At 52.7% G+C, this 25,136-nt stretch carries 25 protein-coding genes; 5 read left to right on the forward strand and 20 right to left on the reverse strand.

Annotation, left to right across the window (positions count from 1 at the left end):
- Positions 1-3: 3 nt before the first annotated feature.
- Positions 4-969 carry an endolytic transglycosylase MltG gene (gene mltG, locus B5F75_RS03085; protein WP_087287813.1) on the forward strand — a complete coding sequence of 322 codons (966 nt, stop codon included), beginning with the start codon at positions 4-6 and terminating at the stop codon, positions 967-969.
- A gap of 45 nt (positions 970-1,014) precedes the next feature.
- Here the strand turns inward: mltG and B5F75_RS03090 are convergent, their stop codons facing one another.
- Both B5F75_RS03090 and B5F75_RS03095 read right to left on the reverse strand, forming a co-directional pair.
- Entirely contained in the window at positions 1,015-2,931 is a 1,917-nt protein-coding gene (locus tag B5F75_RS03090; RefSeq protein WP_087287816.1) for a heavy metal translocating P-type ATPase, read from the reverse strand.
- Positions 2,928-3,269 carry an ArsR/SmtB family transcription factor gene (locus B5F75_RS03095; protein WP_087287818.1) on the reverse strand — a complete coding sequence of 114 codons (342 nt, stop codon included), beginning with the start codon at positions 3,267-3,269 and terminating at the stop codon, positions 2,928-2,930. The genes B5F75_RS03090 and B5F75_RS03095 overlap by 4 nt, the downstream gene beginning before the upstream one ends.
- Before the next feature lie 152 nt (positions 3,270-3,421).
- Between B5F75_RS03095 and B5F75_RS07530 the strand changes: the two genes are divergently transcribed.
- Complete coding sequence (locus B5F75_RS07530) at positions 3,422-3,901, forward strand: type IV pilin protein (protein ID WP_239406345.1); 480 nt, start codon at positions 3,422-3,424, stop codon at positions 3,899-3,901.
- A gap of 50 nt (positions 3,902-3,951) precedes the next feature.
- Here the strand turns inward: B5F75_RS07530 and B5F75_RS03105 are convergent, their stop codons facing one another.
- Genes B5F75_RS03105 through mnmE form a run of 11 tightly spaced genes read right to left on the reverse strand, consistent with a single transcriptional unit; the run spans position 3,952 to position 16,747 of the window.
- Entirely contained in the window at positions 3,952-5,040 is a 1,089-nt protein-coding gene (locus tag B5F75_RS03105; protein ID WP_087287822.1) for a UDP-N-acetylglucosamine--N-acetylmuramyl-(pentapeptide) pyrophosphoryl-undecaprenol N-acetylglucosamine transferase, read from the reverse strand.
- Positions 5,041-5,043: 3 nt separating this feature from the next.
- On the reverse strand, positions 5,044-6,294 hold the full coding sequence (locus tag B5F75_RS03110) for an FtsW/RodA/SpoVE family cell cycle protein (RefSeq protein WP_087287825.1): 1,251 nt from the start codon (positions 6,292-6,294) through the stop codon (positions 5,044-5,046).
- 3 nt (positions 6,295-6,297) lie between these two features.
- Complete coding sequence (mraY, locus tag B5F75_RS03115) at positions 6,298-7,383, reverse strand: phospho-N-acetylmuramoyl-pentapeptide-transferase (protein WP_087287827.1); 1,086 nt, start codon at positions 7,381-7,383, stop codon at positions 6,298-6,300.
- Between the two features lie 5 nt (positions 7,384-7,388).
- On the reverse strand, positions 7,389-8,732 hold the full coding sequence (locus B5F75_RS03120) for a UDP-N-acetylmuramoyl-tripeptide--D-alanyl-D-alanine ligase (RefSeq protein WP_087287831.1): 1,344 nt from the start codon (positions 8,730-8,732) through the stop codon (positions 7,389-7,391).
- Positions 8,733-8,778: 46 nt separating this feature from the next.
- Positions 8,779-10,473, reverse strand: a complete 1,695-nt coding sequence (locus tag B5F75_RS03125; protein ID WP_087287835.1) for a peptidoglycan D,D-transpeptidase FtsI family protein — start codon at positions 10,471-10,473, stop codon at positions 8,779-8,781.
- A 2-nt stretch (positions 10,474-10,475) separates the two neighbouring features.
- Entirely contained in the window at positions 10,476-10,733 is a 258-nt protein-coding gene (locus tag B5F75_RS03130) for a septum formation initiator family protein (protein WP_087287838.1), read from the reverse strand.
- Complete coding sequence (gene rsmH / locus B5F75_RS03135; RefSeq protein WP_087287840.1) at positions 10,730-11,620, reverse strand: 16S rRNA (cytosine(1402)-N(4))-methyltransferase RsmH; 891 nt, start codon at positions 11,618-11,620, stop codon at positions 10,730-10,732. The genes B5F75_RS03130 and rsmH overlap by 4 nt, the downstream gene beginning before the upstream one ends.
- Positions 11,620-12,969 (reverse strand): hypothetical protein, encoded by a 1,350-nt coding sequence (locus tag B5F75_RS03140; RefSeq protein WP_087287843.1) that lies wholly within the window; start codon positions 12,967-12,969, stop codon positions 11,620-11,622. Before B5F75_RS03140 ends, rsmH begins: the two co-directional genes overlap by 1 nt.
- 3 nt (positions 12,970-12,972) lie before the next feature.
- Positions 12,973-13,623: a 16S rRNA (guanine(527)-N(7))-methyltransferase RsmG gene (locus B5F75_RS03145; protein ID WP_087287845.1), complete on the reverse strand. Its 651-nt coding sequence runs from the start codon at positions 13,621-13,623 to the stop codon at positions 12,973-12,975.
- The gene (gene mnmG / locus B5F75_RS03150; RefSeq protein WP_087287847.1) at positions 13,604-15,397 is read right to left on the reverse strand and encodes a tRNA uridine-5-carboxymethylaminomethyl(34) synthesis enzyme MnmG; all 1,794 of its coding nucleotides are present in this window, start codon (positions 15,395-15,397) and stop codon (positions 13,604-13,606) included. Before mnmG ends, B5F75_RS03145 begins: the two co-directional genes overlap by 20 nt.
- A complete protein-coding gene (mnmE, locus tag B5F75_RS03155) occupies positions 15,398-16,747 on the reverse strand; it encodes a tRNA uridine-5-carboxymethylaminomethyl(34) synthesis GTPase MnmE (RefSeq protein WP_087287852.1) in 1,350 nt (449 codons plus the stop codon).
- Positions 16,748-16,937: 190 nt separating this feature from the next.
- Here mnmE and B5F75_RS03160 point away from each other — a divergent pair, with 190 nt between their 5' ends.
- The gene (locus tag B5F75_RS03160) at positions 16,938-17,492 is read left to right on the forward strand and encodes a flavodoxin family protein (protein WP_087287855.1); all 555 of its coding nucleotides are present in this window, start codon (positions 16,938-16,940) and stop codon (positions 17,490-17,492) included.
- Positions 17,493-17,560: 68 nt separating this feature from the next.
- Here B5F75_RS03160 and jag read toward each other — a convergent pair whose 3' ends face one another.
- The 6 genes from jag to B5F75_RS03190 form a co-directional block, all read right to left on the reverse strand.
- The gene (jag, locus tag B5F75_RS03165; protein WP_087287857.1) at positions 17,561-18,838 is read right to left on the reverse strand and encodes an RNA-binding cell elongation regulator Jag/EloR; all 1,278 of its coding nucleotides are present in this window, start codon (positions 18,836-18,838) and stop codon (positions 17,561-17,563) included.
- A 14-nt stretch (positions 18,839-18,852) separates the two neighbouring features.
- Positions 18,853-20,457, reverse strand: a complete 1,605-nt coding sequence (gene yidC / locus B5F75_RS03170; RefSeq protein WP_087287860.1) for a membrane protein insertase YidC — start codon at positions 20,455-20,457, stop codon at positions 18,853-18,855.
- A gap of 83 nt (positions 20,458-20,540) precedes the next feature.
- Positions 20,541-20,777 (reverse strand): membrane protein insertion efficiency factor YidD, encoded by a 237-nt coding sequence (gene yidD / locus B5F75_RS03175; protein WP_087287862.1) that lies wholly within the window; start codon positions 20,775-20,777, stop codon positions 20,541-20,543.
- A 21-nt stretch (positions 20,778-20,798) separates the two neighbouring features.
- The gene (gene rnpA / locus B5F75_RS07765; protein ID WP_087287865.1) at positions 20,799-21,176 is read right to left on the reverse strand and encodes a ribonuclease P protein component; all 378 of its coding nucleotides are present in this window, start codon (positions 21,174-21,176) and stop codon (positions 20,799-20,801) included.
- Positions 21,177-21,180: 4 nt separating this feature from the next.
- Positions 21,181-21,318: a 50S ribosomal protein L34 gene (rpmH, locus tag B5F75_RS03185; protein WP_087287867.1), complete on the reverse strand. Its 138-nt coding sequence runs from the start codon at positions 21,316-21,318 to the stop codon at positions 21,181-21,183.
- A gap of 196 nt (positions 21,319-21,514) precedes the next feature.
- A complete protein-coding gene (locus B5F75_RS03190; RefSeq protein WP_087287870.1) occupies positions 21,515-22,822 on the reverse strand; it encodes a hypothetical protein in 1,308 nt (435 codons plus the stop codon).
- 150 nt (positions 22,823-22,972) lie between these two features.
- Between B5F75_RS03190 and recO the strand changes: the two genes are divergently transcribed.
- Entirely contained in the window at positions 22,973-23,683 is a 711-nt protein-coding gene (recO, locus tag B5F75_RS03195) for a DNA repair protein RecO (RefSeq protein ID WP_087287874.1), read from the forward strand.
- 70 nt (positions 23,684-23,753) lie between these two features.
- Positions 23,754-24,374 (forward strand): hypothetical protein, encoded by a 621-nt coding sequence (locus tag B5F75_RS03200; RefSeq protein ID WP_143351237.1) that lies wholly within the window; start codon positions 23,754-23,756, stop codon positions 24,372-24,374.
- Positions 24,375-24,420: 46 nt separating this feature from the next.
- Here B5F75_RS03200 and B5F75_RS03205 read toward each other — a convergent pair whose 3' ends face one another.
- Positions 24,421-25,080, reverse strand: a complete 660-nt coding sequence (locus B5F75_RS03205) for an HAD family hydrolase (protein WP_087287881.1) — start codon at positions 25,078-25,080, stop codon at positions 24,421-24,423.
- Positions 25,081-25,136: the final 56 nt, after the last annotated feature.

Here is a 25,136-nt window from a genome sequence, read left to right on the forward strand (position 1 = left end):
GGAATGAAAAAATTTATCCTTTTGCTTTGCGTTTGCGTGTGTTTGCTGGCCGGAGGCTGCTGGGCGGTAAAGGCTTGCTTTTTTAGCAAGGGGCCGCTGGTAGTGGTGAAGATTGAGCCGGGCCAAAGCGGCAGCGAAGTGGCGCATATGCTAAAGGAAAAGGGAATTATCCGCAGTGAGCTGTTGTTTAAGGCTTTGCTGCGGCTGACGTCTTCCGCACGCGATTTAAAAGCCGGCCGGTTTGATTTGCGCAAAAATACGTCCGCCTTTGAAGTGATTAACTGCATCAAAAGCGGCAAGTGCACGCATTACGAAAAAGTTACCTTTTTAGAGGGCTGGCGGAGCGAAGAAATTTCCGAACTGCTGGCGGAAAAAGGAATTACGGACGCCCGCGCATTTTTGGATATTGTGCGCGAGAAAAACCTGGAAGGATATCTTTTCCCCTCCACGTATTTGTTTGCCGAAAATACGCCTGCGCAAAAAGTGGTGGATGAAATGCTGGCGCAGTACCGCAAAAATATCGCGCCGCTGTTTCGCAAATATCCGACGAATTTGACCGAAAGACAAGTGCTTACCGTCGCTTCCATTGTGGAGCGGGAAGCCGTCGTGCATGACGAGCGGCCCAAAATTGCGGCGGTGTATTTGAACCGTTTCCGCATCGGCAAACGTTTGGAGGCCGATCCGACCGTTCAATATGCGCTGGGATTTAATTTAAAGGAAAACCGCTACTGGAAAAAAGGCCTTACCTACAAAGACCTGCGCATTAATTCTCCCTACAACACCTACCGCAACGCCGGCCTGCCGCCGGGGCCGATTTGCAACCCCAGCCGGGAATCGGTGTTGGGCGTGCTGAACCCGGAGAAAAATTTTGACGCGCTCTATTTCGTGGCCGACCGCGGCGGAAGGCATGTATTTTCCAAAACGTTTGACGAGCACCGCCAAAACATCCGCCGCATACGAAGCCGCTGAGTACCATTTAAAATCCCGCCGTTTCCGGCGGGATTTTTTTATGGGCTATTCTTTAAAGTATAACGGCCTTAGCGAGTTGGCCACCGCCAAAAGCGATACGCCCACATCCGCAAATACCGCGGCCCACATATTGGCCATTCCCATTACGCCCAAGGCCAATACGCCTGCTTTTACCGCCAGCGCAAATACCACGTTTTGCTTGATAATGCGCAGGGTTTTGCGGGAAATCCGTATCCCGGCGGCAATTTTTTGGATTTCGTCTGTCATCAGCACTACGTCGGCGGCTTCGATGGCGGCGTCCGAGCCCAATGCTCCCATCGCCAGGGCCAAGTCGGCCCGGGCCAGCACCGGCGCGTCGTTGATGCCGTCTCCCGCAAAAGCCGTTACGGCGCCTTTGGGGGCATTGGCAATAAGTTCTTCCACCTTCTCCACCTTGCCGGCCGGCAAAAGCCCGCCGTAAGCTTTTGTAATGCCCAATTCCTGGGCGGTTTTTTCAACGGCGGAGGGTTGATCCCCACTTAAAATAACAAGCTCTTTAACCAGCTTTTTTAATTGTTTTACGGCTTCCTTGGCCCCGGGTTTAGGCATATCCCCCAGTTCCAAACGGCCTTTGTAAACGCCGTTCTGCGCTACATATACACACGTGCCGCTCCCGGCTTGCATTCCTTCCACGCCAAACCGTTCCAATAAGCGGGCGTTCCCGGCCAAAATAACGTCTTGTCCCTGCTTATACTCAATTCCTTCTCCGGCACGTTCCAGCACGCTTTCCCCTTCTGTTAAGGGGCGTTTTTGGGCTTTGGCCGCATGCAAAATGGCTTTGGCCACCGGGTGGTTGGAATGGCCTTCTGCCCGGGCCGCCAGCTCCAGCACTTCTTGCGCTTGAACTCCGTCCGCCGGTACCACCGCCGTTACTTCAAACACGCCTTGTGTTAAGGTTCCTGTTTTATCCAATGCCAGCGTATAGATGTGCGCCAAACGTTCCAGATAAGAGCCGCCTTTAATTAAAATGCCGTTTTTGGCAGCCCCCCCAATTCCGCCAAAAAAACCCAGCGGAACCGATAACACCAGCGCACACGGGCACGAAATGACTAAAAAGATAAGCGCCCGGTAAAACCACGTTTTAAACGACGCGTCCGCCCAAACCAGCGGCGGAATCACCGCCACCAATACTGCCACCGCCACCACGGCGGGCGTATAGATGCGGGCAAAACGGGTGATAAATTTTTCGGCAGAAGATTTTTTGCTGGCGGCATGTTCGGCCAGTTCCAAAATTTTGGCTACCGCCGAATGGGCATACGTCTTTTGCGTACGGATGTGCAGCGTGCCGTCCACGCTAATACAGCCGGCCAGCACTTCTTGCCCGGCTTTTGCGCCGACCGGGCGCGATTCGCCGGTAAGGGCCGACGTATCAATATGCCCGGAGCCCGACAGAATGACTCCGTCCAAAGCCACCCGCTCCCCCGGAAGGACGAGTGTCGTTTCGCCAATTTGCACGTCCTGCGGGGAGACTTTTTCTTCTTTTCCGTTGCGAATAACGCGTGCAAAGTCCGGCCGCAAGTCCATTAATTTGACAATACTGCTGCGCGATTTTCCGGCGGCAGCTTCCTGCAGCATTTCCCCAATTTGGTAAAACAGCATCACAGCCGCCGCTTCAGGGTATTCCCCAATTGCAAACGCGCCAAAGGTGGCAATAGTCATTAAAAAGTTTTCGTCAAAAAATTTTCCCTGGCGGATATTTTGAAGCGATTTAACCAGCACTTCCCCCCCGCTGATCAGGTAGGAAAGAATATAGAGCGGCAGTTTTACCCACCCTTCGGCTGGCAATAACAGCGCGGCCGCAAATAATACTGCCGCCAAAGCCAATTTTTTCCATCCGTTTTCTTCCGGGTGCGTTTCCTGGCCGTGTGCCGCGGCGCAGGCGCTGCAGTCGTGGCATGGGGTTTGTTTGCAATCCTGACTCATAATTCCTCCCGCACGTGTTCCAACCCTTGGTTGAAAATCCGTTTTACGTGTTCATCCGCCAGCGAATAAAAAATTGTCTTGCCCTGGCGGCGGTTTTTGACCAATTTGTTTTGTTTTAAAAAGCGCAGTTGGTGGGAAATGGCCGAATGCGTCATCCCCAGCTCATCGGCAATGTGCTGCACGCATTGCTCGCAGTCAAAAAGCGCGCACAAAATGCGCAGGCGGGTGCTGTCTCCAAACACTTTAAAAAGATCCGCCAAATCATACAAGGTTTCTTCCGGCAGCTCGAGCGAAGGCTTGCACACGTGCGCAGTCGAAAGTTTTGTTTTCTTATTCATAGCAAATATCCTTTTTATTATTACATATGAACATATGTTCATATATTATTATAATAATTGTTTTTAATTTTTTCAAGCATTTTATTTTTATCTTGAGCCGGGAAAGAAAAATTGTATACTATTTGGGTAGCAACTTACAGAAAGGAGTGTATATGAACAAACAGGGCTTTACGTTAATTGAAATACTGGTAGTCGTATTGATTATCGGTATTCTGTCGGCCATTGCGCTGCCGCAGTATGAATCGGCGGTGGAAAAATCCCGCATGTCGGAGGCTTTAATTAATTTAAAAGCAATCACGGATGCCAGCCAGCGCTATTTTCAGGCAAATCCGAACGAAGGCATTATTGATCATAAAAACAAAATTGCCGACGTGGATTTAAGAGGCGGTACGTGGGACAACTCGGGAAAGGTCTATACGACTGACTTATTTAGATATGAATTGGGAACCGCCAGCTTGGGCAGAACGGTGGCGTACCGCTCGGATAATTTGGCCAACGCCAAAAATTCCTATATCTATTATGTATGGCAATTGCCGGACTTAGGACAAGGGGGCACGCTGAAAGGTTGTTCCGTTGGCAGAGAAGACCCGGAAATAGGCGAACAAATGTGCAAATTCTTCTTGGGTATGTAAGTATTTCGCAAAATAAAAGCCCGGTCAGCTGACCGGGCTTTTTTAATGGACTAGAGATTTTTAAGACGTCTTACAATTTCCTTGGCGGCCGTCATCGGATTGGGAATGCGCAGGCGGGAATAGGCCGAACGCATATAATAGAGGTCGCGGTTTTTCCCGGTAAGCCGCTCAAACACCTGTGCCAAATGCGGGGCCAGGTTTTTATCTTCCGGCACCAAGCGGGCACAGCGGGCATTGGCCAAAATTTTGGCGTTATAAAACTGATGGTTCGCCGCGGCATGTGGAAAGGGCACCAAAATAGCCGGCAGGTGGCAATACATCAGCTCCGCCAGCGTGCTGGCGCCGCTTCGGCATACGGCCAAATCCGCCACATGCATAAGGGCATAAATTTCGTGCGAATACGGCATCACGGACACATTGGAAAACCCGGTATATTCCTGCCGTATCACGCCAAACCAGCGTTCCCCGGTAATATGAATAAACTGCCAAGAAGCCAGTTTGGGTGCCAATTTGCGGATAATTTGCGCGCAGGCGGCGTTTAGCCCTTTGGCGCCTTGGCTGCCGCCAAAAATAAGCGCCGTCCGCTTTTGAGGATCCAGCCCCAAGCCTTCCAAAACGGCGTTGCGGTCGGGCTTTTCGGCAAATTCCCGGCGAATAGGCGTGCTGGTAAGCACGGCATTTTTGATTTTCTTTTTGACGGGAAGCCCCAGCATAAACAAATCGGCAAATTTGCCGCATACTTTATTGGCTAATCCCAGCCGGGCGTTGGAATCGTGTACGGCGGTTTTAATTCCCATAAAATGCGCCGTAAAAATCAGCGGGAACGAAATGTATCCCCCCGTTCCAATGGCGGCGTCCGGGCGGAAATCTTTGATGATGCGGCGGGTTTCCAGCAAAGACTTAAAAAATTTGTATACAAAGCGGATGTGCCGCAGCGGGTTTACGGAGCGGGGCAGGCCGGTAAAATCAATTTCCCGGTAGCGCAGTTTGTGCGTTTCCAAAATTTGGGCGGCGGGATCGTTCTTGCGTACGATAAAAAGCACCGCCAGCCCTTGGCGCCTGAGCTCTTTGCCCAAGGCCAACCCCGGATAAAAATGTCCCCCCGTTCCGCCGGAGGCAATTAAGAATCGTCTGTTCATAGTTTATTTATTCCTGTTTTTGTAATTGGTAATATCTTCGCGCAGGTTGTTTTGGGTGTTGTCCACTGCGGCTAAGTTTAAAATAATACCCATCATCACCAGCGTCATGATGACGGAAGATCCGCCATACGAGAAAAACGGCAGTGCAATCCCTTTGGTGGGCAGCAAGCCGATGGCCATGGCCATATTAAAAAAGGCCTGCATACAAATAGTAATCGTCAGCCCGAAGATCACCAGACCGTTAAACTGCGTCTTGGCCACGCGCGCCAAACTGATGCCGCGGATGAGCAGCCAGCAGAAAAACACCAAAATCACCACCACGCGCACCAGTCCCAGTTCTTCGCACATGATGGAAAAGATAAAGTCCGTATGGGCGGCGGGCAGGTATTCCAGTTTCAGCTCGCTGTTGCCCAGGCCTTTTCCAAACCAGCCGCCGGAACCCACCGCCAAGAACGACTGCACCAGCTGATAGCCGCTGCTGCCGGCGGTGGCGAAAGGATCCAGAAAGGAAAAAATGCGTTCCCTTCGGTAACTGACAAAAAATAACTGCTGTATAGCAAGCGGCGCAAGCACCACGGCCGGCACCGCCAAGTGCTTCAGCCGGGCCCCGGCCACCAGGAGCATAAACACAAACACCGCCCCCATTAAAGTAGGCGTGCCGATGTCTTTCTCGGCTAAAATAAGCCCCAGCGTAATGCCGGCTACCGCCATGGGTTTAATAAGCAGTCTCCAGTTTTTGGTTAGTTTGCCCGATACGCCGTTTAAATAATCCGCTATATAGATGACCAGCGTTACCTTGGCAATTTCGGACGGCTGTAATTTGAAAAATCCAAAATCAATCCAGCGGTGCACATTGGCCTGGGCGCGGGTAAATAATACCACAATCAGCAATACCCAGGTAACGTACATCAGATTCATGGGCGAAAAAATTTTCAGTTTTTGCAGTTTGTCATACGTCTGGGACAAGAACAACGCCGCCGCAATGCCCAGCGTGTCAAACAAAATTTGGCGTTTAAAATAAGCGGTAGAATCAAACGCGCTGGAAGAATACGTAAAAATCAGCCCGAACAATACAAACGCAAACGTGATAAACGCAATGCGCTTATCCAGCTGCAAGGGCTGCCAACCGCCGCGCGCGGGAGCCGGCTTGGTGCCGCTTGGGCGGAAGGACGCCCCCCGGCCTTTGTACTCAGCCGGCGCCTTGCGTATGAAGTTATTGCGCCGCTTGGGCGCTTTGTTAAATAGCCGAACCATAGTTTACCTGATTTTTAACGACGCCAACGCCAACAGCATCAGCATAGCCCCCACAATCCAAAAGCGTACGATGACTTTCGGTTCCGGCACGCCTAAAAGTTCAAAATGATGGTGTATGGGCGCCATTTTAAAGAGCCGTTTGCCGTGGGTGAGTTTAAAGTATCCCATCTGCAGCATGACCGAAAGCGTTTCCAACACGAAAATTCCGCCGGCAATGGGCAGCAACAGCTCTTGCTTGACGCACAGCGCCGCCGTTCCGATAACACCGCCCAAAAACAGCGAGCTCGTATCCCCCATAAACACTTGCGCCGGATAGGCGTTAAACCACAAGAACCCCAAGCACGCGCCGATCAGCGCCCCCATAAATACGGTAATTTCCCCCGCGCCGGGCACGTAAATAATTTTCAAATAATCGGCAAAATTCACGTTGCCCGCCAAATAGGCAAAAATGGCATACGTGGCCGCCGTAAATACCATGCATCCGCTGGCCAGCCCGTCCAGTCCGTCCGTCAGGTTTGTGGCGTTGGAAGAGCCCACAATCACCAGCATGGCAAACGCAAAATAAAAGACGGACAAATCCACAAACATCTTGCTCATATACGGAATAATCAGCGAAGTGGTGTAGTTGCCGTTGGGCGGATTAAGCGCCAGGTAGCCCACCACCACTACGGCCGTAAAGAGCTGGATGGCCAGCTTGATGGAAGATTTCATCCCTTCCGGATTCTTTTTTACCAGTTTGGTGTAATCGTCCATTACGCCCGCAATGCCCAGCGTAACGGTGGTAAAGAGGAGCAGCCAAATATAATTGCTGTCCCACCGCGCCCACAACAGGACGCTGACCACCAAGCTGAGAAAAATCAAGATTCCCCCCATCGTAGGCGTGCCGCTTTTAGAAAGGTGCGAGGCCGGGCCGTATTCGCGTTCAATCTGCTGAATCTTGTACGAGCGCAGTTTGGCCACCACTTTTGGCCCGATCAGGAGCGTCAGCAAAAAAGACGTAACAATCGCCGCGCCGGTGCGAAAGGTAATATAGCTAAAGATATTTAAAAAGCTAATGTCGCCTGTAAATAACGAAAGATAGTATAACATCGGGTTTAAATCTCCTTAAGTATATTTTCAAAATTCATCGCACGGGACGCTTTTACCAGGCACGTGCCGCCTTTTTTAAGCGCGGCGGAAAGTTCCTTCGTCCAGCCGCTGGGGGTGAGCGAGTAGAACGCGTGAATGCCGGGGACGTCTTTTAATTTGTCATACGCATACTTCATTTCCGGCCCGGCCAAAAACGCATATTCCACCCCGTTGTCCTGCAGTTGGCGGGCAATCAGGCGGTGGTATTCTTTGGAAGTTTCCCCCAGTTCTTTCATATCACCCAGCACGGCAATGCGCGGGGTGGCGGTTTCCCGTCCCAAAATTTCCAGCGCGTTTTGCATACTGGCGGGGTTGGCGTTGTAGCAGTCCAAAATAAATTCTACTCCGTCTTTTTGCAATCTTTCCATACGCATGGGCATAGGGGTATAGGAAAGGAGGCCTTTTTTGACGTTGTCCATATACAGCCCCAGCGCAATGGCGGCCGCCGCGGCGGCGGCGGCGTTTAGCTTATCGTGGCGCTGCAGCATAATGTCCAGCACGTAGGCTTCGCCTTTGTAAGTAAAGGAAAATTTTTCCGTTTCCAAAATTTGCAAATCCGCCCCCGGATGAAACCCGAACGAAAGGCTTTTTCCCTTGTATTGGGTTTTTAAGCGGGCGAGCAGGGGGTCGTCTGCGTTATACACTAGCGTCCCGCCGCTGTTGAGGCATTCGGCAATTTCGGTTTTGGTTTTGTAGACGGTTTCCAAATCGTGGAAAAACTCTAAATGCGCCGCCGACACATTGGTAATCACCGCCACGTCCGGCACCGCCAGCGAAGCAATTTCGCGGATATCGCCGGGATGGGAAGCCCCCAGCTCAAAAACGCCGTACTGGTGTTTGGGCTGAATTTCCAAGAGCGAAAACGGCACCCCGAACTGATTGTTAAAATTGCCCATATTGGCAATGGTTTCCCCCGCCGTTTCGCAAATGGCGCGCAACATTTGCTTGGTGGTGCTTTTGCCGTTAGATCCGGTAATGGCGGCCACTTTGAGGGTGCTGTTTAAGCGGTGGTATTTGGCTAGTGCCTGCAGGGCTTTTAACGAATCGTCCACCAGTATAAAAGAGACGTCTGAACCGGCGGGAAGGGCAAACCCTTTTTCGGCCAGTACTACGCTGGCCCCTTTTTGCAAGACTTGGGGAATAAATTGGCGGGCGTCGTGATTTTTGCCTTTCAGCGCGAGGAACGCATCGCCGGGGCGGATGACGCGGGAATCCGTTACAAACGACGTAACAACGGCCTGGGGATGGGAAGACACCAGCTCCGCATGGGTAATTTGGGCAATTTTACTGACGGTTAAATTAAGCTTCATACATACTCCTTACAAAAATCAAATGCATACGCCCTTACGGGAAACATCAAAAATCGGTTTGATCCGGCGCCACGCCTTTCATGGCCAGCATCCGTTCCATAATTTCTTTAAATACGGGCGCCGCCGTGCTGCTGCCGAAAGAATACTTTTCCGGGTTATCCAGCACCACCAGCACCGTAAACTGCGGGTCGGACACGGGGGCAAACCCGCAGAACGACACAATATGCTGCCGCTTGGCATAGCCGCCTTCTTTGCTCAGTTTTTCGGCGGTTCCGGTTTTCCCCGCCACATTGTAGCCTTTAATTTGCGCCCGCTTGCCGGAACCCACTTCCACCACGCTTTGCAGGGCTTTTTTCATTACTTCGGTGGTTTCTTCTTTTAGCACGCGGCGGATTTTAACGGGCTTTGATTTCACGTCCACTTTTCCGCCCGCGTATTCAATGCGGTCAATGATGTGCGGCTGCATCAAAATACCGCCGTTGGCAATGGCCGAATAGGCGTTAATCAGCTGGATAGGCGTTACCGCCACGCCGTAGCCGTAGCCTTTGCTGGCGGTGTCCACCACCGTCCAGCGGCTGTACGGGGGCACATTGCCTTTGGATTCGCCGTTAAAGTTGATGTCCGTCTTGGTGCCAAAGCCAAAGGCCTTGAGATAATAAAATAAATTTTTGGCGCCCAGTTCCAGTGCAATTTTCCCCGCGCCGATGTTGGAGGAAAGCTGCAAAATTTCCGGAATGGTCAGGAAGTCTTTTTTATGCTGGTTGTCTCTTATCACCACGCCGCGGGCCACTTCCCACTTGCGGTCGGACATATCAATCTGGTCGGTAATGTGCACGACGCCCGCGTCCAGCGCCGAGGAAATGGCAATGCTTTTAAAGGTGGAGCCCGGCTCGTACGTAAACTGGAACGCCAGCGACTGCCCGTCTTTGGCCGGGTAGGAGGCCGCCGCCAGAATTTTGCCCGTTTTGGGCTCTTGCACAATGGCAATGCCATGCTTGGCGCCGATGGCTTCCACTTCTTTTTTAAGGGCGCTTTCGGCGTAGAACTGGGCCACGGCGTCAATGGTTAAATAAACATTGGCTACGGAAAGTTCTTCTTTTAATTTGCGGTCGTAAATAATTTCGCCGCGGCGGGCGCGTTTGGCGCGTTTTTTGCTGATGTCTTGGCTCAGCTCGCGGTTGTACATTTGCTCAATGCCCGACAGACCGAAATTTTTGGAATTGGACGCCCCGATTAAATCAATGGCGCTGCTTCCGTACGGGTGGATGCGTTCGTATTCGGGGGTCAACTCCAGCCCTTGCCCCAGCCGGGTGCGCAAAATTTGGGAAATTTTGATGTATTTATCCGGTTTAATTTTCTTGGCCACAAAGAAGAAATTAGACGCGCGGTTCCATTTTTCCAAAATGCGCCGTTTGGGCATTTCCAGCGTTTCGGCCAAAAACGCCACCGTTTTGTTTTTATCCTGCACGTAGCGTTTGTTTACCCCGCAGGAATGGGTGCGGACGGACTCGGCCAGTTCGCGGCCGTTTACGTCCAGAATTTTGCCGCGCAGGCGGTCTTCCGCCAAATAGTTGTAAATGGCGCGCTCGGCCTTGGAAGAAAATTCTTCATACAAAAAAGTCTGCATATAAAACAGCCGCACAAAAATGCACAGCGGCGCCAGCAAAATGACCAGGCCCGCCACGCGCATGCGGTTTTTGACGTTGAACACAAAGGGAGAACCAGACTTTCTTTTAAACATATTTATTTTTCTTCCAGTACTACAATTTCATGCGGTTTGGCCGGCACCATGCCCAGTTTTTCTTCCGCCAGGCGCGTAATGCTGCCCGGCCCGGACATGCGGGAAATTTCCAGCTGCAAGTATTGGTTGCGCGCTTCTTTAATTTCCACTTCATTTTGCAGTTGGCTGATCGTGCGGCCCGAGCGGTTGATTTCAATGCGCATCACCGCCACGCCAAAGAGAAATAACGCCAACACAAATACCATGCCGAAAATTTTCATAATTTAATCCTTTCAATTACCCGCAGTTTGGCGCTTCGGGCCCGCCGGTTTTGGCGTACCTCTTCGTACGGCGCGGAAATGGCGTGTTTGTTGACAAGCAGCCACTCCCCGCTGCGGGCCAATTCTTTAAAACGGGTTTTGACCAACCGGTCTTCCAGCGAGTGGAATGTAAGAATGGCCGCCCGTCCGCCGGGTTTTACAATATCCCCCAGCGCGCCCAAGGCGCTTTCCACCGTTTCCAATTCCCGGTTGCAGGCAATGCGCAGGGCTTGGAAGGTTTGGGTGGCGGGGTGTGTTTTGCCGCGTTTGCCGCCGTAGACTTCTTCCACCAGTTTGGCCAGCTGAGCGGTAGTTTGCAGGGGCTGCTGGCGGCGGGCCTTCATAATGGCCAGCGCAATGGCCGTGGCGTTGCGCTCTTCGCCGTATTCTTTTAAAATCCGTTCCAGCTCATCCATCGGCCAGGTGTTGACGATTACCTGCGCACTCAGCGGGTTTTGGCGGTCAAAACGCATATCAAGCGGCCCGTCGTGCACAATGCTAAAGCCCCGTTGGGGATTGTCCAGCTGGTAGGAACTGAGGCCCAAATCAAACAAGGCGCCGTCCGCCCCCGCAAGGCCCAGTTTGTGCAGTTCCTGCGGGGCTTGGGTATAGCTGGCGTGAAAAGCAATCAAGCGGGGGTCGTTTACGCGCTGGCGCGCCATTTGCAGGGCTTCTTCGTCCTTATCAAAGCCCAAAATGCGGGCCTGCGGCCCCAAGCGGCTTAAGAAAAATTTAGTATGCCCCCCCAGCCCCAGCGTGCCGTCTACATACACGCCTTGGGGGTTGGTTAACAAAAAATCCGCAATCAGCGGCGCCATAATGGGAATGTGAACCCAGTTTTCGCTCATCAGTTAAAACCTCCCTTATAGGAGTTGGTGGGCACCATTTGCAGTTTATTAATTTTGGTTTTCTGCGGGGCCGGTTGGCTGGATTTCTGGACGGCCGGCCGTGCGGGCGCCGGGTTGGAAACCGGCTTGCCGGCTGCTTGCGCTGCGGCCGGGCGTTGGGCGGGCGCGGAGGCTTTTTTCGCGTCCGACTGCAAAATTTTTCCTTCCTCGTACGCTTTTTGCAAATCGTGCCGCCAGACGTTTTCCAGCACGCTGATGCGGTTAAACGGCATGCCATAAGCGCGGTAGAGCGCCTGGTGCAAGGGCGTCTTGGCCTTCAGTTCGTTGCAGAAACGGTAAAATTCATCCCGGCTGCGGGTTTTAAGCAGATAGGAAACTACGCTGTAGGCTTGCGTGTACCAGAGCTCGGCCTGAGAGGTGCTGTAAGCGTCCAGCGTTTCCAACACGGTCATTTCCTCAAACGGAATAATTTCTCCTTTTAAAATGCGGCGCAGGCTGCGGTCTACCCAGCTGGGTTTTTGTTTGGTGGTGTTAATTTGCATATATACCGCCATCCCTTCCGACAGCCACAGCGGCGAGATCGTAGGCAGGAAATATCCGTCAAAATACAAGTGCGTCAATTCGTGCACGGACAGCGGGTAAAAACTGTCCCCCTCAATCACATACATCGTGTCCGCCCGCAAATCGGACGACGCCCCCGACCACGCCGGGCGTTTGGTAAAAGCCATATAGCTGTTCTTCTGGCCAAACAGCATGACCAAAATTTTGTTGGGTTTAATGATGATCGTAAACGGGGTTAAATCCAGCATCAAATTGCCGTGTATATTGTCCAGCACGGTTTTAATGGTGGGCGTAACCGGGTTTTTTTCGCGGTAAATCAGATAGTTGAACGTATCCGCCGTCAAAAAACCGGGCGGCGGCGGCATCCAGCGCACTTTTTGGGCGGAATCGGCGGGGCGGAAGACTTGCGCCGGCAAATCTTCTATGCTGTCTTCGGGCGCGATGGTCACGATTTTTTCCAGACCCGAAATCATTTCGTCAAATTGTTTCTGATCGGCTTGGTTGGAAGGCGCGTTTGGCGTACGCGGCTCCGGCATGGGCGGGAGGGAAATTTCCGGCCGCAGTTCCCGCGCGCGGCCGCGTTCGTCTTCTTGGGGGGCCGCCGCCGGCTCCAGCGGAACCGGTTTGACGCTGGCCGGTTTAACGGGCTCTATCACGTCCGGCCGCGGAGCAGGCGCAAAAAGGTCTTTCACCATTTCCTTTGGACTTAGCCCAAACGAACGCAGCAGCGGCGGTGCTACCAGCACCGCAGCCAAAATCCACAGGAAAATGACGAGTTTCTTAATCATATTTTATGCTTCGCGTTTTTCAAACAGCGCCAAATGGCGTTTTTTATCGTCGCACGGCAAACTGTAGCGTTCTACGCCCAAGAGTACCGCGCCGCAGGCGTGCGGGTCGCACACGTCCGTCTGCGGGTGTTCCCCCTGAAAAGCGATAAACACGCCCCCCGGCTTAACGGCGCTTAAACAAGCCGCCAAAATATCGGGCAGCTGGCCCATGGCGCGCTCGGTTAAAAAATCAAAGGCGAATTTCGTTCCCTGCCCCAGCCGCACTTTTTTTACTTTGGCGTTTGAAAGGCCCAGCTGCAAGAGGGCCCAGTTCATAAACGAACAGCGTTTTTCCAGGCTTTCAATCAGCGTTACCTGCGCCTGCGGCAAGGCAACGGCCAGCGTAATGCCGATATATCCCGCCCCGGCCCCGGCATCCGCCGCGTGGCAGGAAGAAAGATTTTTAATATGCGCCATGGCATAAATTTTGGCGGCGGCGGTCAGCCCGTCGCAAATATGGCGGGAGAGAATTTCTTCCAAGCTGGAGGCACTGGTTAAATTTAAAAAATCTTTTTTTTCCCACACCAGCTTGGCATATTGCACCAGCCGGTCGGCTTGCTCGGCGGAAAGAGGCAGGCCCGCCCGGGCCGCAAAATCAATGAGCTGCTTTTGCATTTTTAAGCCTCCTAAAGCGTTCAATATGCACGGCCAAAAGCTGCAAATCCGCCGGCGTTACGCCCGGAATACGGCCGGCTTGGCCCAAGGTTTGCGGTTTAACCGCCGCCAGCTTTTGGGCACTTTCAAACAACAGGCCGCGCACGGAGGACGGGTCAAACCCTTCGGGAATTTTGACGCTGTCCATTTCGGCCAGCCGCTCGGCGTCTTTTTTGTTGCGCTCGTAATAGCCGGCGTATTTGTGATAAATATCCGCATGGGTGCGGGCTTTTTGCACCGTCCAGGGGAAGAGTTCCGTTTCGTCCTCATCCGCCGGGGCGTTGGGGTGGTCAATCAGTTTTTGGCACAGCGCTTTGTATTTTTCAAAGGGCGCCTGGTATTTTTTGTCCAGCATGCCCAGTTTAAAGGCGTGCGGCATAAGGCGCAGGTCTGCATTGTCGTTGCGCAACAGAATGCGGTACTCCGCACGGGAGGTAAACATCCGGTACGGCTCGTTGACGCCTTTGTTGATTAAATCGTCAATCAGCACGCCGATGTAGGCTTCGTCGCGCCGCAGGACAAAAGGCTCCTTGCCCTGCACCTTCAGCGCGGCGTTGATGCCCGCCATAATCCCCTGCCCGCCGGCCTCTTCGTAGCCGGTGGTGCCGTTAATCTGCCCCGCCATAAACAGCCCGGGGATCCGTTTGCTTTCCAGCGAAGGGAACAAATCGCGCGGGTCGGAAAAATCGTACTCAATGGCATATCCGGGCCGCGTAATGGTGGCTTTTTCCATGCCCGGGACGGATTTAATCAGCGCGCGCTGAACGTCTTCGGGCATGCTGGTGGAAAAGCCTTGTATATAAAATTCTTCGGTGTGAAAGCCTTCCGGCTCCAAAAAGAGCGGGTGGCTGGTAACGTCCGGAAATTTTTTGATTTTATCTTCCACCGACGGACAATACCGCGGCCCCAAGCTGTGAATGTTGCCGCTGTACATGGCGGAGCGTTGGAAATTGCTGCGCAGGATTTTGTCCGTTTCCAGGGTGGTGCGGGTAATGTAGCAGCTTAAAAAAGTGCGTTTGGACTGTTCGGTTACGTCCGTAAAATGCGAAATGGGCTGGAGCGGATTGTCGGACGGCTGGAGACGGAATTTGGAATAATCCAGCCCGCGGGCGTTAATGCGCATCGGCGTGCCCGTTTTAAAGCGCAGGATATTTAGTTTCAGCTCTTCCCGCAGGTTTTTGGCCAGCCCGTCCGAAGGCATATCGTTGTAGCGGCCGCCGCGGAACATTTCCGTGCCGATGTGAATCGTCCCCGCCAAAAAAGTGCCCGTAGTCAAGATCACGCTTTTGGTGTGATAAAACGTGTTGCGAAGCGTCAGCACGCCGTCTACCGCGTTGTCGGAGACCGAAATTTTGACGGCTTCGTCCTGCATGATATCCAGGTTGGGCTGGAGTTCCAGAAAATGCTTGAAGGTAAATTGATAGACTTTTTTGTCGCACTGCACGCGCGGGGAATGCACCGCCGGGCCTTTGCCGGTGTTGAGCATATGGTAATGCAGGGCGGCGTGATCGGTTACGCGCCCCATGGCTCCGCCCAGCGCGTCAATTTCGCGCACGATTTGGCCTTTGGCAATGCCGCCGATAGAGGGATTGCACGACATTTGAGCAACCGTATCTAAGCTTTGGCTAAGCAGCAGGGTCTTGGCGCCCAGTTTGGCAGCCGCCAGCGCGGCTTCGCAGCCGGCATGCCCGCCCCCAATCACAATGACATCATACTGATCTTCACAAACAAACATTTATTTCCCCATACAAAACTTCGAGAAGATAATCCCCAGCACGTCATCGGGGGTAACTTCTCCGATTAAATCTTGCAAATCATTCAACGCCCGGCGCAGATGTTCGGCGTAAATTTCCCCGCCGGCGTGCGATTCCAAGCGAATCAGCGCGCTTTCCAGCTCCGTTTGGGCCCGCAGCAGCGCTTCGTAATGGCGCAGGTTGGAAATCATCAGTCCGTCCGCCGTCTGCGCTTCGGTTACGTCGGCCGTAATCAAATCTTTCAGCGCGTTTAACCCGTCCCCCGTTTTGCACGAAACCGAGACGGACGGATATTGCTCCTGCGCTTGCAGCGTGGGGCGGCTAGCGGATAAATCGCTCTTGTTCCACACCAGCACGGTGCGTTTGTTTTGGCGGCGGATGTCCTGCCATAATTCCTGTTCTTCCGGCGTAAGCGGGCGGGACGCATCCAGCACGAATAAAATCAAATCCGCCGCTTCCATTGCGCGGTGGCTGCGGCGCATGCCTTCTTTTTCCGCCGGATCCAAGGCGTGTTCGCGAATGCCGGCGGTATCGGTTAAAATAATTTTTTGGCCGTTTATTTCCAGCGTTTCTTCCACGGTGTCGCGCGTCGTGCCGCTTTGGTCGGACACGATGGCCCGGTCAAACCCCACCAGCGCATTAAGCAGGCTGGATTTGCCGCTGTTGGGCGCGCCCACGATGGCGGTTTTTAATCCGTCTTTAATGTATTTGCCGACGGAAAAAGTATCCGCGAGCGCTTTAATGTGCCCCAAAACGGCGCTGAGTTCCCCCCGCACAAAATCGTCCGACAGGGGCGTCATTTCCTCGTCCACATCATCCAGGCGCACCTCAATCTGCGCCAGCAATTCGGAAAGGCGTTTTTTGATTTCTTCCAGCCGCGCCGACAGTTTTCCGTCCAGCGAGTCCATCGCCAATTTGTGCGCGGCTTTGTTGCCCGAGGCAATTAAATCGCACAATCCCTGCGCTTCCACCAAGTCCATTTTCCCGTTTAAAAAAGCCCGCTGGGAAAATTCCCCCCGCTTGGCCATCACCGCGCCGTTTTGGCACAACAGCTCCAGCAGCCGGCCTTTGATGTAGGGCGAGGCGTGAACGGCAAACTCCGCCACGTCTTCTCCGGTAAAAGAATGCGGGGCCTGAAAATACGTAACAAGGGCTTTATCCAAAACCGCGTCTCCGTCGTAAATCGTGCGAAGCGCCTGCTTGCGCGGTTCGGGCGGTTGCGGGCGGCGAGTAAGCACCGCGAGCAGACGGCAAACTTCCGGGCCGGACAGCCGCACCAAAGCGACCGCCCCGCCAGCTCCCGTAGCCAAAGCGCAGATGGTATGTTGCATAGGTATATTTTATCACTTTTTGGGGCTGTTTTTGGGCGGTTTTTTCTCCTCGTAAAAACCGCCTTTTTCCGACCCGCGCAAAAAAGAATAAAAAAAGCTATACTTGTACTAGGAAAACGCCGCAGCGTTTCCCGCTCCGTGCGGCCCGCGCCTAAGCGGAGGGATAGGGTTTTGATGAGGAGATTTTGATATGGCTAAAAAAGTATTGGTTTTAACCGGCAGTCCGCGCCAGCTGGGCAACAGCGCCCTCTTGGCCGATGCTTTTATACAGGGCGTGAAAGCCGCCGGGCATACGGCCCAAGTGTTTGAAACCGCTTTTCATCCGGTTTTGCCCTGCAAAGCCTGCGACAAATGCTGGACGACCGGCAAACCGTGCGTTTTTAAGGACGATTTTGAAAAACTGGCCCCGATGCTGGAAGAAGCCGACGTGCTGGTGTTGTGCACGCCGCTGTATTGGTTTAATATGACGGCCCAGCTTAAAGCCGCGGTGGACAAGCTCTACGCCTATATGAAGCCCAACGCGCCGCGGAAACTGAAAATTAAAGAATGCGTGCTGCTTTCCGCCGCCGAAGGCAATGAACAGGACGGCGATTATGAAGGCTTGAAAGCCACCTACAAGGCCATTGCCGATTATTTAAAATGGACAGACCGCGGCATGATTTTGGCCGGCGGCACCTGGGACGCGGGCGACGTGATTAAAACCGGCAAGCTAAAAGAAGCCCTGGAGCTGGGCCGCACCCTTTAAACGCAAGTTGGCTTTTTATGACATAAAAAACCCCGGCTTTTTAGGCCGGGGTTTTTGGTTGGTGCAAATTATTTGTTTTCCGTTTTGGGCTGTTCGGCCGGCGCGTCAAAGAGCGGGCCGCAGCTGCAAGCCGGTTTTTCTTCGGCCTTCGGGGCCGGTTCGGCGGCAGGCTGCTGCACCGGGGTAACAGTCAGCGTTTCCTGCACGGTAATGGTTTCGTGCACCGTTACGGTTTCCTGCACCGGGGTTTGCGCCGCTTGCACAGGGGCCGGTTGGGCCGCTTCCTGGGCGGGCGTTTCCGCCTCGCCTGCACAGCAGGAGCAGGATTCGTGGTATTCGTTTAATTCTTTTTCTTTTTCCGCTTCGGCTACGGCTTCTTGGGCGGGCGTTTGTTCGGGAATGTCTTCCCCGATGACGCCGGGCACAAAATCCGCCGGGGCAGTGTGGGCGTGCGCCAGCTCAAGGGCTTTTTCGGTGGGGCGCAGGGTTACTTTGCGCCATTTGCCTTCCCCTTCCGAGGCGGTGGTAACAAATTCGTTGCCTTCCACGGCGCGGTGGATGTAGCGGCGCAGCTGGGCACTCATCGGGCGGAAGCGGAAGACGCTGTTGCCGCGTTTAATCATATCAATGCCTTTGGCAATTTCGGCGTCAATTTTGTCTTCGGCTTTTCTCCAGTAGTTCTGCGTGTCGGTAATGACGGAGATCGGCTTGTCAAAATGGCGGCTTAAGGCCAACGTGCACAAGTATTGAATGGCTTCCAGCGTTTTGCCTTCTTTTCCAATTACAATAGCCGGGTGGTCGCAGTCAAACGTAAGTAAAATGCGCTGTTGTTTTTCGTCCCACCAGACGTTCAAATTTTCCACTTTCACGCCCATATGCGTAAGCACTTTTTCCAAGTATTCTTTGGCTTCCTGCATGGGAGCTTTTAAATTTTCCGGAATGACGGCATTTTGAATGGCCTCGCTCGGCAGCAATTGCGGCTCGTTGGCTTTGGGCTGTTTTTCGCGGGCTTCACGCGGCTGCGTGTTGGTATATTCGCTCTTGCGGGAGTTTCTGCGTCCGCCGCGGGATTCGGAGCGGTCTTTGCGGCCGCGGCCGCCGCGGGAAGACTTGGAGGAACGTTTTTTCGGCACGTCCATATAGATTTGGGAATCCAAATCCGCCGTGCTCCAGCGTTTTTGGCGCAGTTCCACCACCGCCGGGCGGGCCCCAATGCCCAAAAAGCCTTTTTTGGGGTTTTCCAATACGGTTACTTCCACTTGGTCTCTTCTTAATCCTAATTCTTTTAGCCCTTTTGCAATGGCTTCGGATACTTCTCTTGCTTGTACTTTAATTTTGCTTGGCATAACAAATTGGCTCCTTAATTCGCTTTCGCGATTTTTTTATTAACAAAGGTTTGAATTCCGAACGTGAGCAGGCTGTTGGTCAGCCAGTACAGCACCAACCCCGAAGGGAAATTCATAAACAACAAGGTAAAAATAAGCGGCATATATTTAAACATGGCAGCCTGCGCCGGATCCGTCCCGGCGGGGATGTTGCCTTTTTGCTGGAAATACATCACCGCACCCATTAAAATGGGCAGTAAATAGTACGGATCTTTAGACGACAAATCCGTAATCCAGAACACAAACTTCGCCCCGTGCAAAGACCACGACGTCCGCAGGGCGTTGTACAACGCCAGGAAAATAGGCAGCTGAATGAGCATCGGCAGGCAGCCCGCCAGCGGGTTGACTTTGTATTTGCGGTACAAGGCCAGCGTTTCGCGGTTGAGGGATTCCGGATTGCCTTTGTATTTATCCTGGATGCGTTTCATTTCGGGTTGGATTTTGCGCATTTGAGCGGCCGATTTAAGCTGCATCAGCGTAAATTTAAACAAGATTGCCTGCAGCAAAACGGTAATCATAATAATGGCTACGCCGTAGTTGCCCGTCCAGCCGTAGAACATTTCCAAGATGTTGCGGGCAATTTTACCCAGCGCACCAAAGAAACCGAACGCGATGGAACGGTCTAAATGATACGGCAGGGTTAAGAACTGCTTATAATCTTTCGGCCCGAAATAAAAATCCGATTTATACGTTTCTTTGGATTTGGCTTCCACCGTTACGCCCGGCACGCCGACGGAAAACTGCGGCCCTTCCAACGTACCTTCGCCGGCAAGGCCCCACAACCGTTTTTGCGTACCGATTTTTTCTTTAGAAGCGGCCAAATCGCCCGGCTTCCAGCCTTGCGGAATCAGCACCGCCAGGAAGTAGCGGTTTTCAATGCCGGCCCACAACCAGGGCAGTTCGGGCTGTTTGTCGCCTTTGGCAAAGACTTCCAAGGTCGGTTTTTTCTTATTTTTCTCCTGCACCAAATACACCGCTTTCGACTCGCGCTCGTTGTCGTTCATTTCGCTTTTGACGGTGGCGAGCCCCGGGCCGAAATTCCAATTCCACGGCGATACGGCCAGCGCCTGAGCGGTGTTGTTTTCAAACGTAACGGACACATTGTTAATGCCGTTATCGTTAAAACGGTACTCTTTATATACGCTGAACCCGGGGACGATATCCCCCACAAACGTAATGGAATTTTTGGTGCGGGCAAATTCCGCAAAGTCTACCTGCGGCAAGGTGGCAAAGTACCCCTCTCCTTTGTAAGGGGTTAAATCCACATCTTCAATGGTATCTTTAAACAGGTAGGTTTTGATACCCGCCCCTTTGGAAGAAAAAGTAACATCGGCCTGAGGAAGGCTGAGGGTAAAGAATTCTTCGGGTTTGGGAGCGGAAGCGGTTTCTTTGCTGACGGGAGAGGCACTGGCCAAGACGGCTTGTGCGGCCGTTTGGCGCTGGGATTCTTGTTCGGCTTTTTTCAGCTGGGCCTCGGCGGCTTGCTGCGCCGCGCGGGCTCGCGGAATGGTTACAAACTGGTTGTAACCCGTAATTATCAGCAAGAACAACATTGCCGTAATTAGAAACTGTCTGTTCATAAAACTCCTCTTATTTCAGCGCCGCATGCGTCCGGCGATGCAGCGTCTAAGAGGAAACTTCCCGCTAGACAGAAAAAACAGTACTAGGGCACCGGGTCATATCCGCCCGGATGCAAAGGGTGGCATTTTAACACCCGCACCAGCGCGAGCCATCCCCCTTTAAACGCGCCGTGTTTGGTGATCGCTTGCTTTGCGTATTGGCTGCATGTCGGCTCAAAGCGGCACACGCCCCTGGGCCCCAAAAAAGGGCGAACCAGCAACATAAAGATGTTGAGAAGCAAAAGCAACAAATCCTTTAATAAAAGCGAAAGTCTGTTCATATTCCCTTCAATAATATGCGGTTAAGACTTATTTTCTGAAGAGTGTTTTAATAAAGCGGCTTTGCCGCACAGTGTCTTGAGCGCTTCCTGCGCTGCGTGCACATGGGTTATTTTTTCGCTTTCCCGGGGGCTGAAAACAAGGTCAGTCCCTTCTTTTATATTTTTTCTGTTCAGTCTGAAAGCTTCTCTTAAAAGTCTTTTGGCGCGGTTGCGTACAACCGCCGGGCCCAGTTTTCTGGACACCACTACCGCAAAACGGGCCGGCCGGGTATTCTCCGGGCCGGACCGCCACCACAGTATAACGCCGTTATACTGCAGTTTGGCACCGCCATGGATGACCTGCTGAAAATCTTTCTTGAGGTGCAGGCGGCTACTTCGCGGCAGACCGTAAGACGGCATATCATTAAGCTCTGATCAATTCGTGGCGGCCTTTGGCTCTTCTGGCGCTGAGTACTTTTCTCCCGCCGGCGGTAGCCATTCTGGCTCTGAATCCGATATGTTTGGCACGTCTTCTTTTGTTAGGTCTGTAGGTCGGTAACATGTTTCTCTTATACGTTAATTCTGGCCCGGAAACCGGACTGGAAAGAACGTATCTCCTGTATTAATTTAAAATGGTTTCTGTGTGAAACGTACTGATATTATATCTTTTCTGCGGGGCATTTGCCAAGCATTTTGCGCGAAAGCATTTCAAGCAAATCCCGCCTTCCGAAAAGAAGGCGGGAGAGGAAAAAAACGGTTTATTTGACGGGCGTGGCAAAAACGGGCTTGTCTAATAAGCTGCGGTCAATAATCTGCCCGCTGTTGCTGGACGGGAAGTAAATAATCACTTTCTTTTGAGGATTCAACAATTCCTCGGCTCTGCCCGCCGGATGATACACAATCCCGGCCGGAATTTCATATACGATAAAATCCCCCATCAACAGGCTGGTATAGGGTTTTCCTTGCCCCTTAAAAGCCTGGTGCAAATCGCGGGCCAAATCGGCTTGGCCGTCATAAAACCGCTTGGGGGCGGGTTCCATGGAGAGCTCGCCCGAAAGAGAGATTGAAATAGGAGTCGCGCGTTTGGGCGTAAGCGAAGCAATTTTGTCTTGCAAGACGGGCGGCACCCAGTCGGCCGGGTGCACGTCAAACGAACCGTCCGCGTAGCGCACCGCCATGCTGTCATAGCGCAGCAGGCCAATGCCTTCTACCCTCGCCGGGCTCGAGAGCACAATTACCTGCACCGGCTGCCCGTTTATCGGATGTGCCGGCAAATCATATACGCGGCCGAACCCCAAAGACGGGTCAAACAGCGAAGCCAAAGACTTTAACTCCTGGATTTTATAAGAGGCACCGGCCCGTTCAAACGAAATATCAAAAAACGGAGAAGGATTATTTTGCGCGTAGGCCTTTTCATACGTTTCCGCAAAGTTTTTGGGGGCCTGCTCAGGCGTTAAGAATTCCGCTTTTCCATCTTCGTGGAGAATTAAATAGCTGCCCGCCGGGCACGCTTGTTCTACATCGGAAAAATAGCGCAGGCGGTCGTTTTTGACCACAATAATTTGTTTGCCCGTTTTTTGGCTGACCAAACGCACCGGTTTGGGCGTCGTTTTCATCAAATAGCGAATGGTAGCCTTTAACTGATGGGTCTTTTTAAAATGTTTGGCTTCCAAACGCACGAGGCGCGCCGTTTCGCCGGAAGGAAGCTGATGAACTTCTTGCAAAGAGGCGGGCGGAGGCAGCTGGCGGGCCACTTGCTGCGCTACCCGTTGCGAAAGGGCCTTGTCCAGCGGGGCGCTTTCGGTTTCAAATGGAATTTCCAGCTGGACGGGATCCCCCGGAAAGCGAATGGTAAGCTGGCGGCCCGCCGCTTGAGCCGCGGCGGAGGATACCGCCGGCAGGCGGCCGAGATTTTGGGAAGCGCCTTTAAGCAAAGTTTTCTCGGAAGACTGGGTGGCCGCTTTGACGACCGTAGTCAGTTTTTTCCCCCCTTGTGCATAGGCGGAACAAACACAGCCGGCACTGCATAACAAAGTTAACAAAATGCGCATTTTGCGGTAAAACATATCTGTCGTTCTCCTGTTTCTAATTTCTAAACCTCTTTTATTATTATTTCAAATTCGCAGGGTGCAAACAAGGAGCAAAAGACCCATTTGGGCGTGGGTCTTGCGGGTAGGTCTTTCTCGGATATTTCAAAATTTGCTATTCTTTTACTAATGATATTTACCGACTCGGGAATTATTCTTTTGCGGCAGGATTTCCGTGAAGCCGACCGGATGGTTTCGCTCTATACGCGCGAACACGGGCGGATTCACGTGCGCCTGCCCGGGGTGGCGCGCGCGGCGGGCAAATTAAAAGCCTTAAGCGAGCCCTTTGTCTATGCCGATTACCGTATTTATGTGCGCCGCGGCGGCGTGGTGGGAACGGTTACCGGCGGCAAACTGCACCAGGTATTTCCGACCATCCGCAAAGATTTAAAAAGAACGGCGCTTGCGTTTCATTTTTGCGAGCTGTTCCAGCGGCTGACCCCGCTCCACCAACCCAGCGAAGAAAAATTTGAACTGCTTTTGGCCTCGCTTACGGAACTGGAATACGGCGAGCCCAACCCCGCCTTTGCCGCCGCATTTACCCTGCGGCTGATGATGCTGGCCGGGTTTGGCTTAGACCACCCGGTGCTTCAAATTTCCCCGGAATTTTGGCGGCGCATGCACGAGGATAAACTTTCCTCTTTGGTGTTTACCGACGCGGAAGATTTGCTTTCTTTAGCCAAATGCAACAGCGTATGCCGCCGCTTTTTAAACCGCTATTTGTCTTACCCCCTTCACACGCTCAAGAGCTTTGGCCTGGAAGATACGGAAGACCTACATCAAGAGCATGAAATGCCCCTGCCGGACTGGGCCCCGCTGGAAACGGCTTCCGCCCATTAAGGTTGGCATTTTTTTCGGGCCCGTTTCGCTTTTAAAATAATAAGAGATAAATACAGGAGGATGTTGATTCGTGAATAAATGGATGAAAACCGTACTCGTTTTAGCCGCCTTGGCTATGCCAATATACCCTGCCCAAGCCGGCGGATTTTTTGGGAAAAAGCCCCAAGTTCTTTCGTGGCAGGAAGCCCTGACCAACGCCAACCGAAAAGTGGACAATGAAGGAGCCGCCTCCGTTTTGGGCGTGCGGGTGGGCGAGCACGTGCGCCGCATCGGGCTGCACGCCACGCTGCACAAGCATATGCAGGATTTCTTTCAATCTTTGCGCCGCACCGGAAGCACTGAAGCGGCGGCGCGCAAATGCCAAGCCAATTATGAGCTTATCAAACAAACCGCTTTACGCAACCCGTTGTTTGCCCATTACGAGCTGACGGCGCTTGTCCCGGGCGACTTTTGCACGCTTTCCGCCCAAGAATTAACCCGTATTCGGCGGTTTTTCCAAGGCGTCCAACCGCTTGAGCAGGCCCTGGCCTACCAAAAAGTGTTTCTGCTTACCTTAAAAGAAGGAACCGCGCGGATGTGGTTTGTGGTGAACCCGCAGGATAAAACCCTCACGTTTAACTACAACGACCCGCGGGATTTGGAGACCCTGGACGAACTGAAAACGGATTGGAAACCCCTCTTGGTTAAATAACAAAAGCCCCGGCCAAAACCGGGGCTTTTTATCGCGTGTAAACGGGTTAGGCCAGCAACTCGTCCATATCCGGGTAAATGTCTTCCAGCGAATGATAGATTTTAAAGGCGTTTTCCCGCACGAATTGGGTGGGTTTTTTGATTTGCGGCACCACGCAGGTGCGCATGCGGGCGGAAATGGCCGCCGTAGCCCCGGCGACGGAATCTTCAAACACCAAACATTCCGACACGTCCACCCCCAACTTTTGGGCGGTTTTCAAATACACTTCCGGATCGGGTTTGGGGCGGAATACATCGTCGGACGTGGTAACCGAGGAAAAATACTTTTTAATTCCTTTCTTTTCCAGCAAAAACATCACCCAGCGCGTAATGTTGGAGGAGGCCAGCGCCACCTTCAGCCCCCGGTTATAAAAAAACTCCACCGCTTGTTTGGCGCCGGGGCGAAAGCGGATTTCTCCGTCGTTGGCCAGGTATTCTTCAAAAATTTCCCCCGTCCGCACGTGCAGTTTCTGCATATCGGTCTGCGGGCCAAAATGCTGCAAAATAAAGCGGGCCGCCTCCTCCCGGCTGATGCCTACGCACGATTCAAACAGTTCATACGTAAAATTTAATCCGTCTTCGGCGGCGGCTTTCTTGTAGCATTCAAAATAAATCGGTTCGGTGTCGAACAACAAGCCGTCCATATCAAAAATAACCGTCGTAATCATATAGGGGTATTATAGCAGTTTTTGCGCGGGCAAACTTCTGCGCCGAAGGTTTGTAT

This window comes from Elusimicrobium sp. An273 (assembly GCF_002159705.1).
In the GTDB taxonomy this organism is placed as follows: domain Bacteria; phylum Elusimicrobiota; class Elusimicrobia; order Elusimicrobiales; family Elusimicrobiaceae; genus Avelusimicrobium; species Avelusimicrobium gallicola.

Coding starts and splice junctions, on each gene's coding strand:
- mltG (WP_087287813.1), top strand. CDS start 4: ATGAAAAAATTTATCCTTTTGCTTTGCGTTTGCGTGTGTTTGCTGGCC.
- B5F75_RS03090 (WP_087287816.1), bottom strand. CDS start 2,931: ATGAGTCAGGATTGCAAACAAACCCCATGCCACGACTGCAGCGCCTGC.
- B5F75_RS03095 (WP_087287818.1), bottom strand. CDS start 3,269: ATGAATAAGAAAACAAAACTTTCGACTGCGCACGTGTGCAAGCCTTCG.
- B5F75_RS07530 (WP_239406345.1), top strand. CDS start 3,422: ATGAACAAACAGGGCTTTACGTTAATTGAAATACTGGTAGTCGTATTG.
- B5F75_RS03105 (WP_087287822.1), bottom strand. CDS start 5,040: ATGAACAGACGATTCTTAATTGCCTCCGGCGGAACGGGGGGACATTTT.
- B5F75_RS03110 (WP_087287825.1), bottom strand. CDS start 6,294: ATGGTTCGGCTATTTAACAAAGCGCCCAAGCGGCGCAATAACTTCATA.
- mraY (WP_087287827.1), bottom strand. CDS start 7,383: ATGTTATACTATCTTTCGTTATTTACAGGCGACATTAGCTTTTTAAAT.
- B5F75_RS03120 (WP_087287831.1), bottom strand. CDS start 8,732: ATGAAGCTTAATTTAACCGTCAGTAAAATTGCCCAAATTACCCATGCG.
- B5F75_RS03125 (WP_087287835.1), bottom strand. CDS start 10,473: ATGTTTAAAAGAAAGTCTGGTTCTCCCTTTGTGTTCAACGTCAAAAAC.
- B5F75_RS03130 (WP_087287838.1), bottom strand. CDS start 10,733: ATGAAAATTTTCGGCATGGTATTTGTGTTGGCGTTATTTCTCTTTGGC.
- rsmH (WP_087287840.1), bottom strand. CDS start 11,620: ATGAGCGAAAACTGGGTTCACATTCCCATTATGGCGCCGCTGATTGCG.
- B5F75_RS03140 (WP_087287843.1), bottom strand. CDS start 12,969: ATGATTAAGAAACTCGTCATTTTCCTGTGGATTTTGGCTGCGGTGCTG.
- B5F75_RS03145 (WP_087287845.1), bottom strand. CDS start 13,623: ATGCAAAAGCAGCTCATTGATTTTGCGGCCCGGGCGGGCCTGCCTCTT.
- mnmG (WP_087287847.1), bottom strand. CDS start 15,397: ATGTTTGTTTGTGAAGATCAGTATGATGTCATTGTGATTGGGGGCGGG.
- mnmE (WP_087287852.1), bottom strand. CDS start 16,747: ATGCAACATACCATCTGCGCTTTGGCTACGGGAGCTGGCGGGGCGGTC.
- B5F75_RS03160 (WP_087287855.1), top strand. CDS start 16,938: ATGGCTAAAAAAGTATTGGTTTTAACCGGCAGTCCGCGCCAGCTGGGC.
- jag (WP_087287857.1), bottom strand. CDS start 18,838: ATGCCAAGCAAAATTAAAGTACAAGCAAGAGAAGTATCCGAAGCCATT.
- yidC (WP_087287860.1), bottom strand. CDS start 20,457: ATGAACAGACAGTTTCTAATTACGGCAATGTTGTTCTTGCTGATAATT.
- yidD (WP_087287862.1), bottom strand. CDS start 20,777: ATGAACAGACTTTCGCTTTTATTAAAGGATTTGTTGCTTTTGCTTCTC.
- rnpA (WP_087287865.1), bottom strand. CDS start 21,176: ATGCCGTCTTACGGTCTGCCGCGAAGTAGCCGCCTGCACCTCAAGAAA.
- rpmH (WP_087287867.1), bottom strand. CDS start 21,318: ATGTTACCGACCTACAGACCTAACAAAAGAAGACGTGCCAAACATATC.
- B5F75_RS03190 (WP_087287870.1), bottom strand. CDS start 22,822: ATGTTTTACCGCAAAATGCGCATTTTGTTAACTTTGTTATGCAGTGCC.
- recO (WP_087287874.1), top strand. CDS start 22,973: ATGATATTTACCGACTCGGGAATTATTCTTTTGCGGCAGGATTTCCGT.
- B5F75_RS03205 (WP_087287881.1), bottom strand. CDS start 25,080: ATGATTACGACGGTTATTTTTGATATGGACGGCTTGTTGTTCGACACC.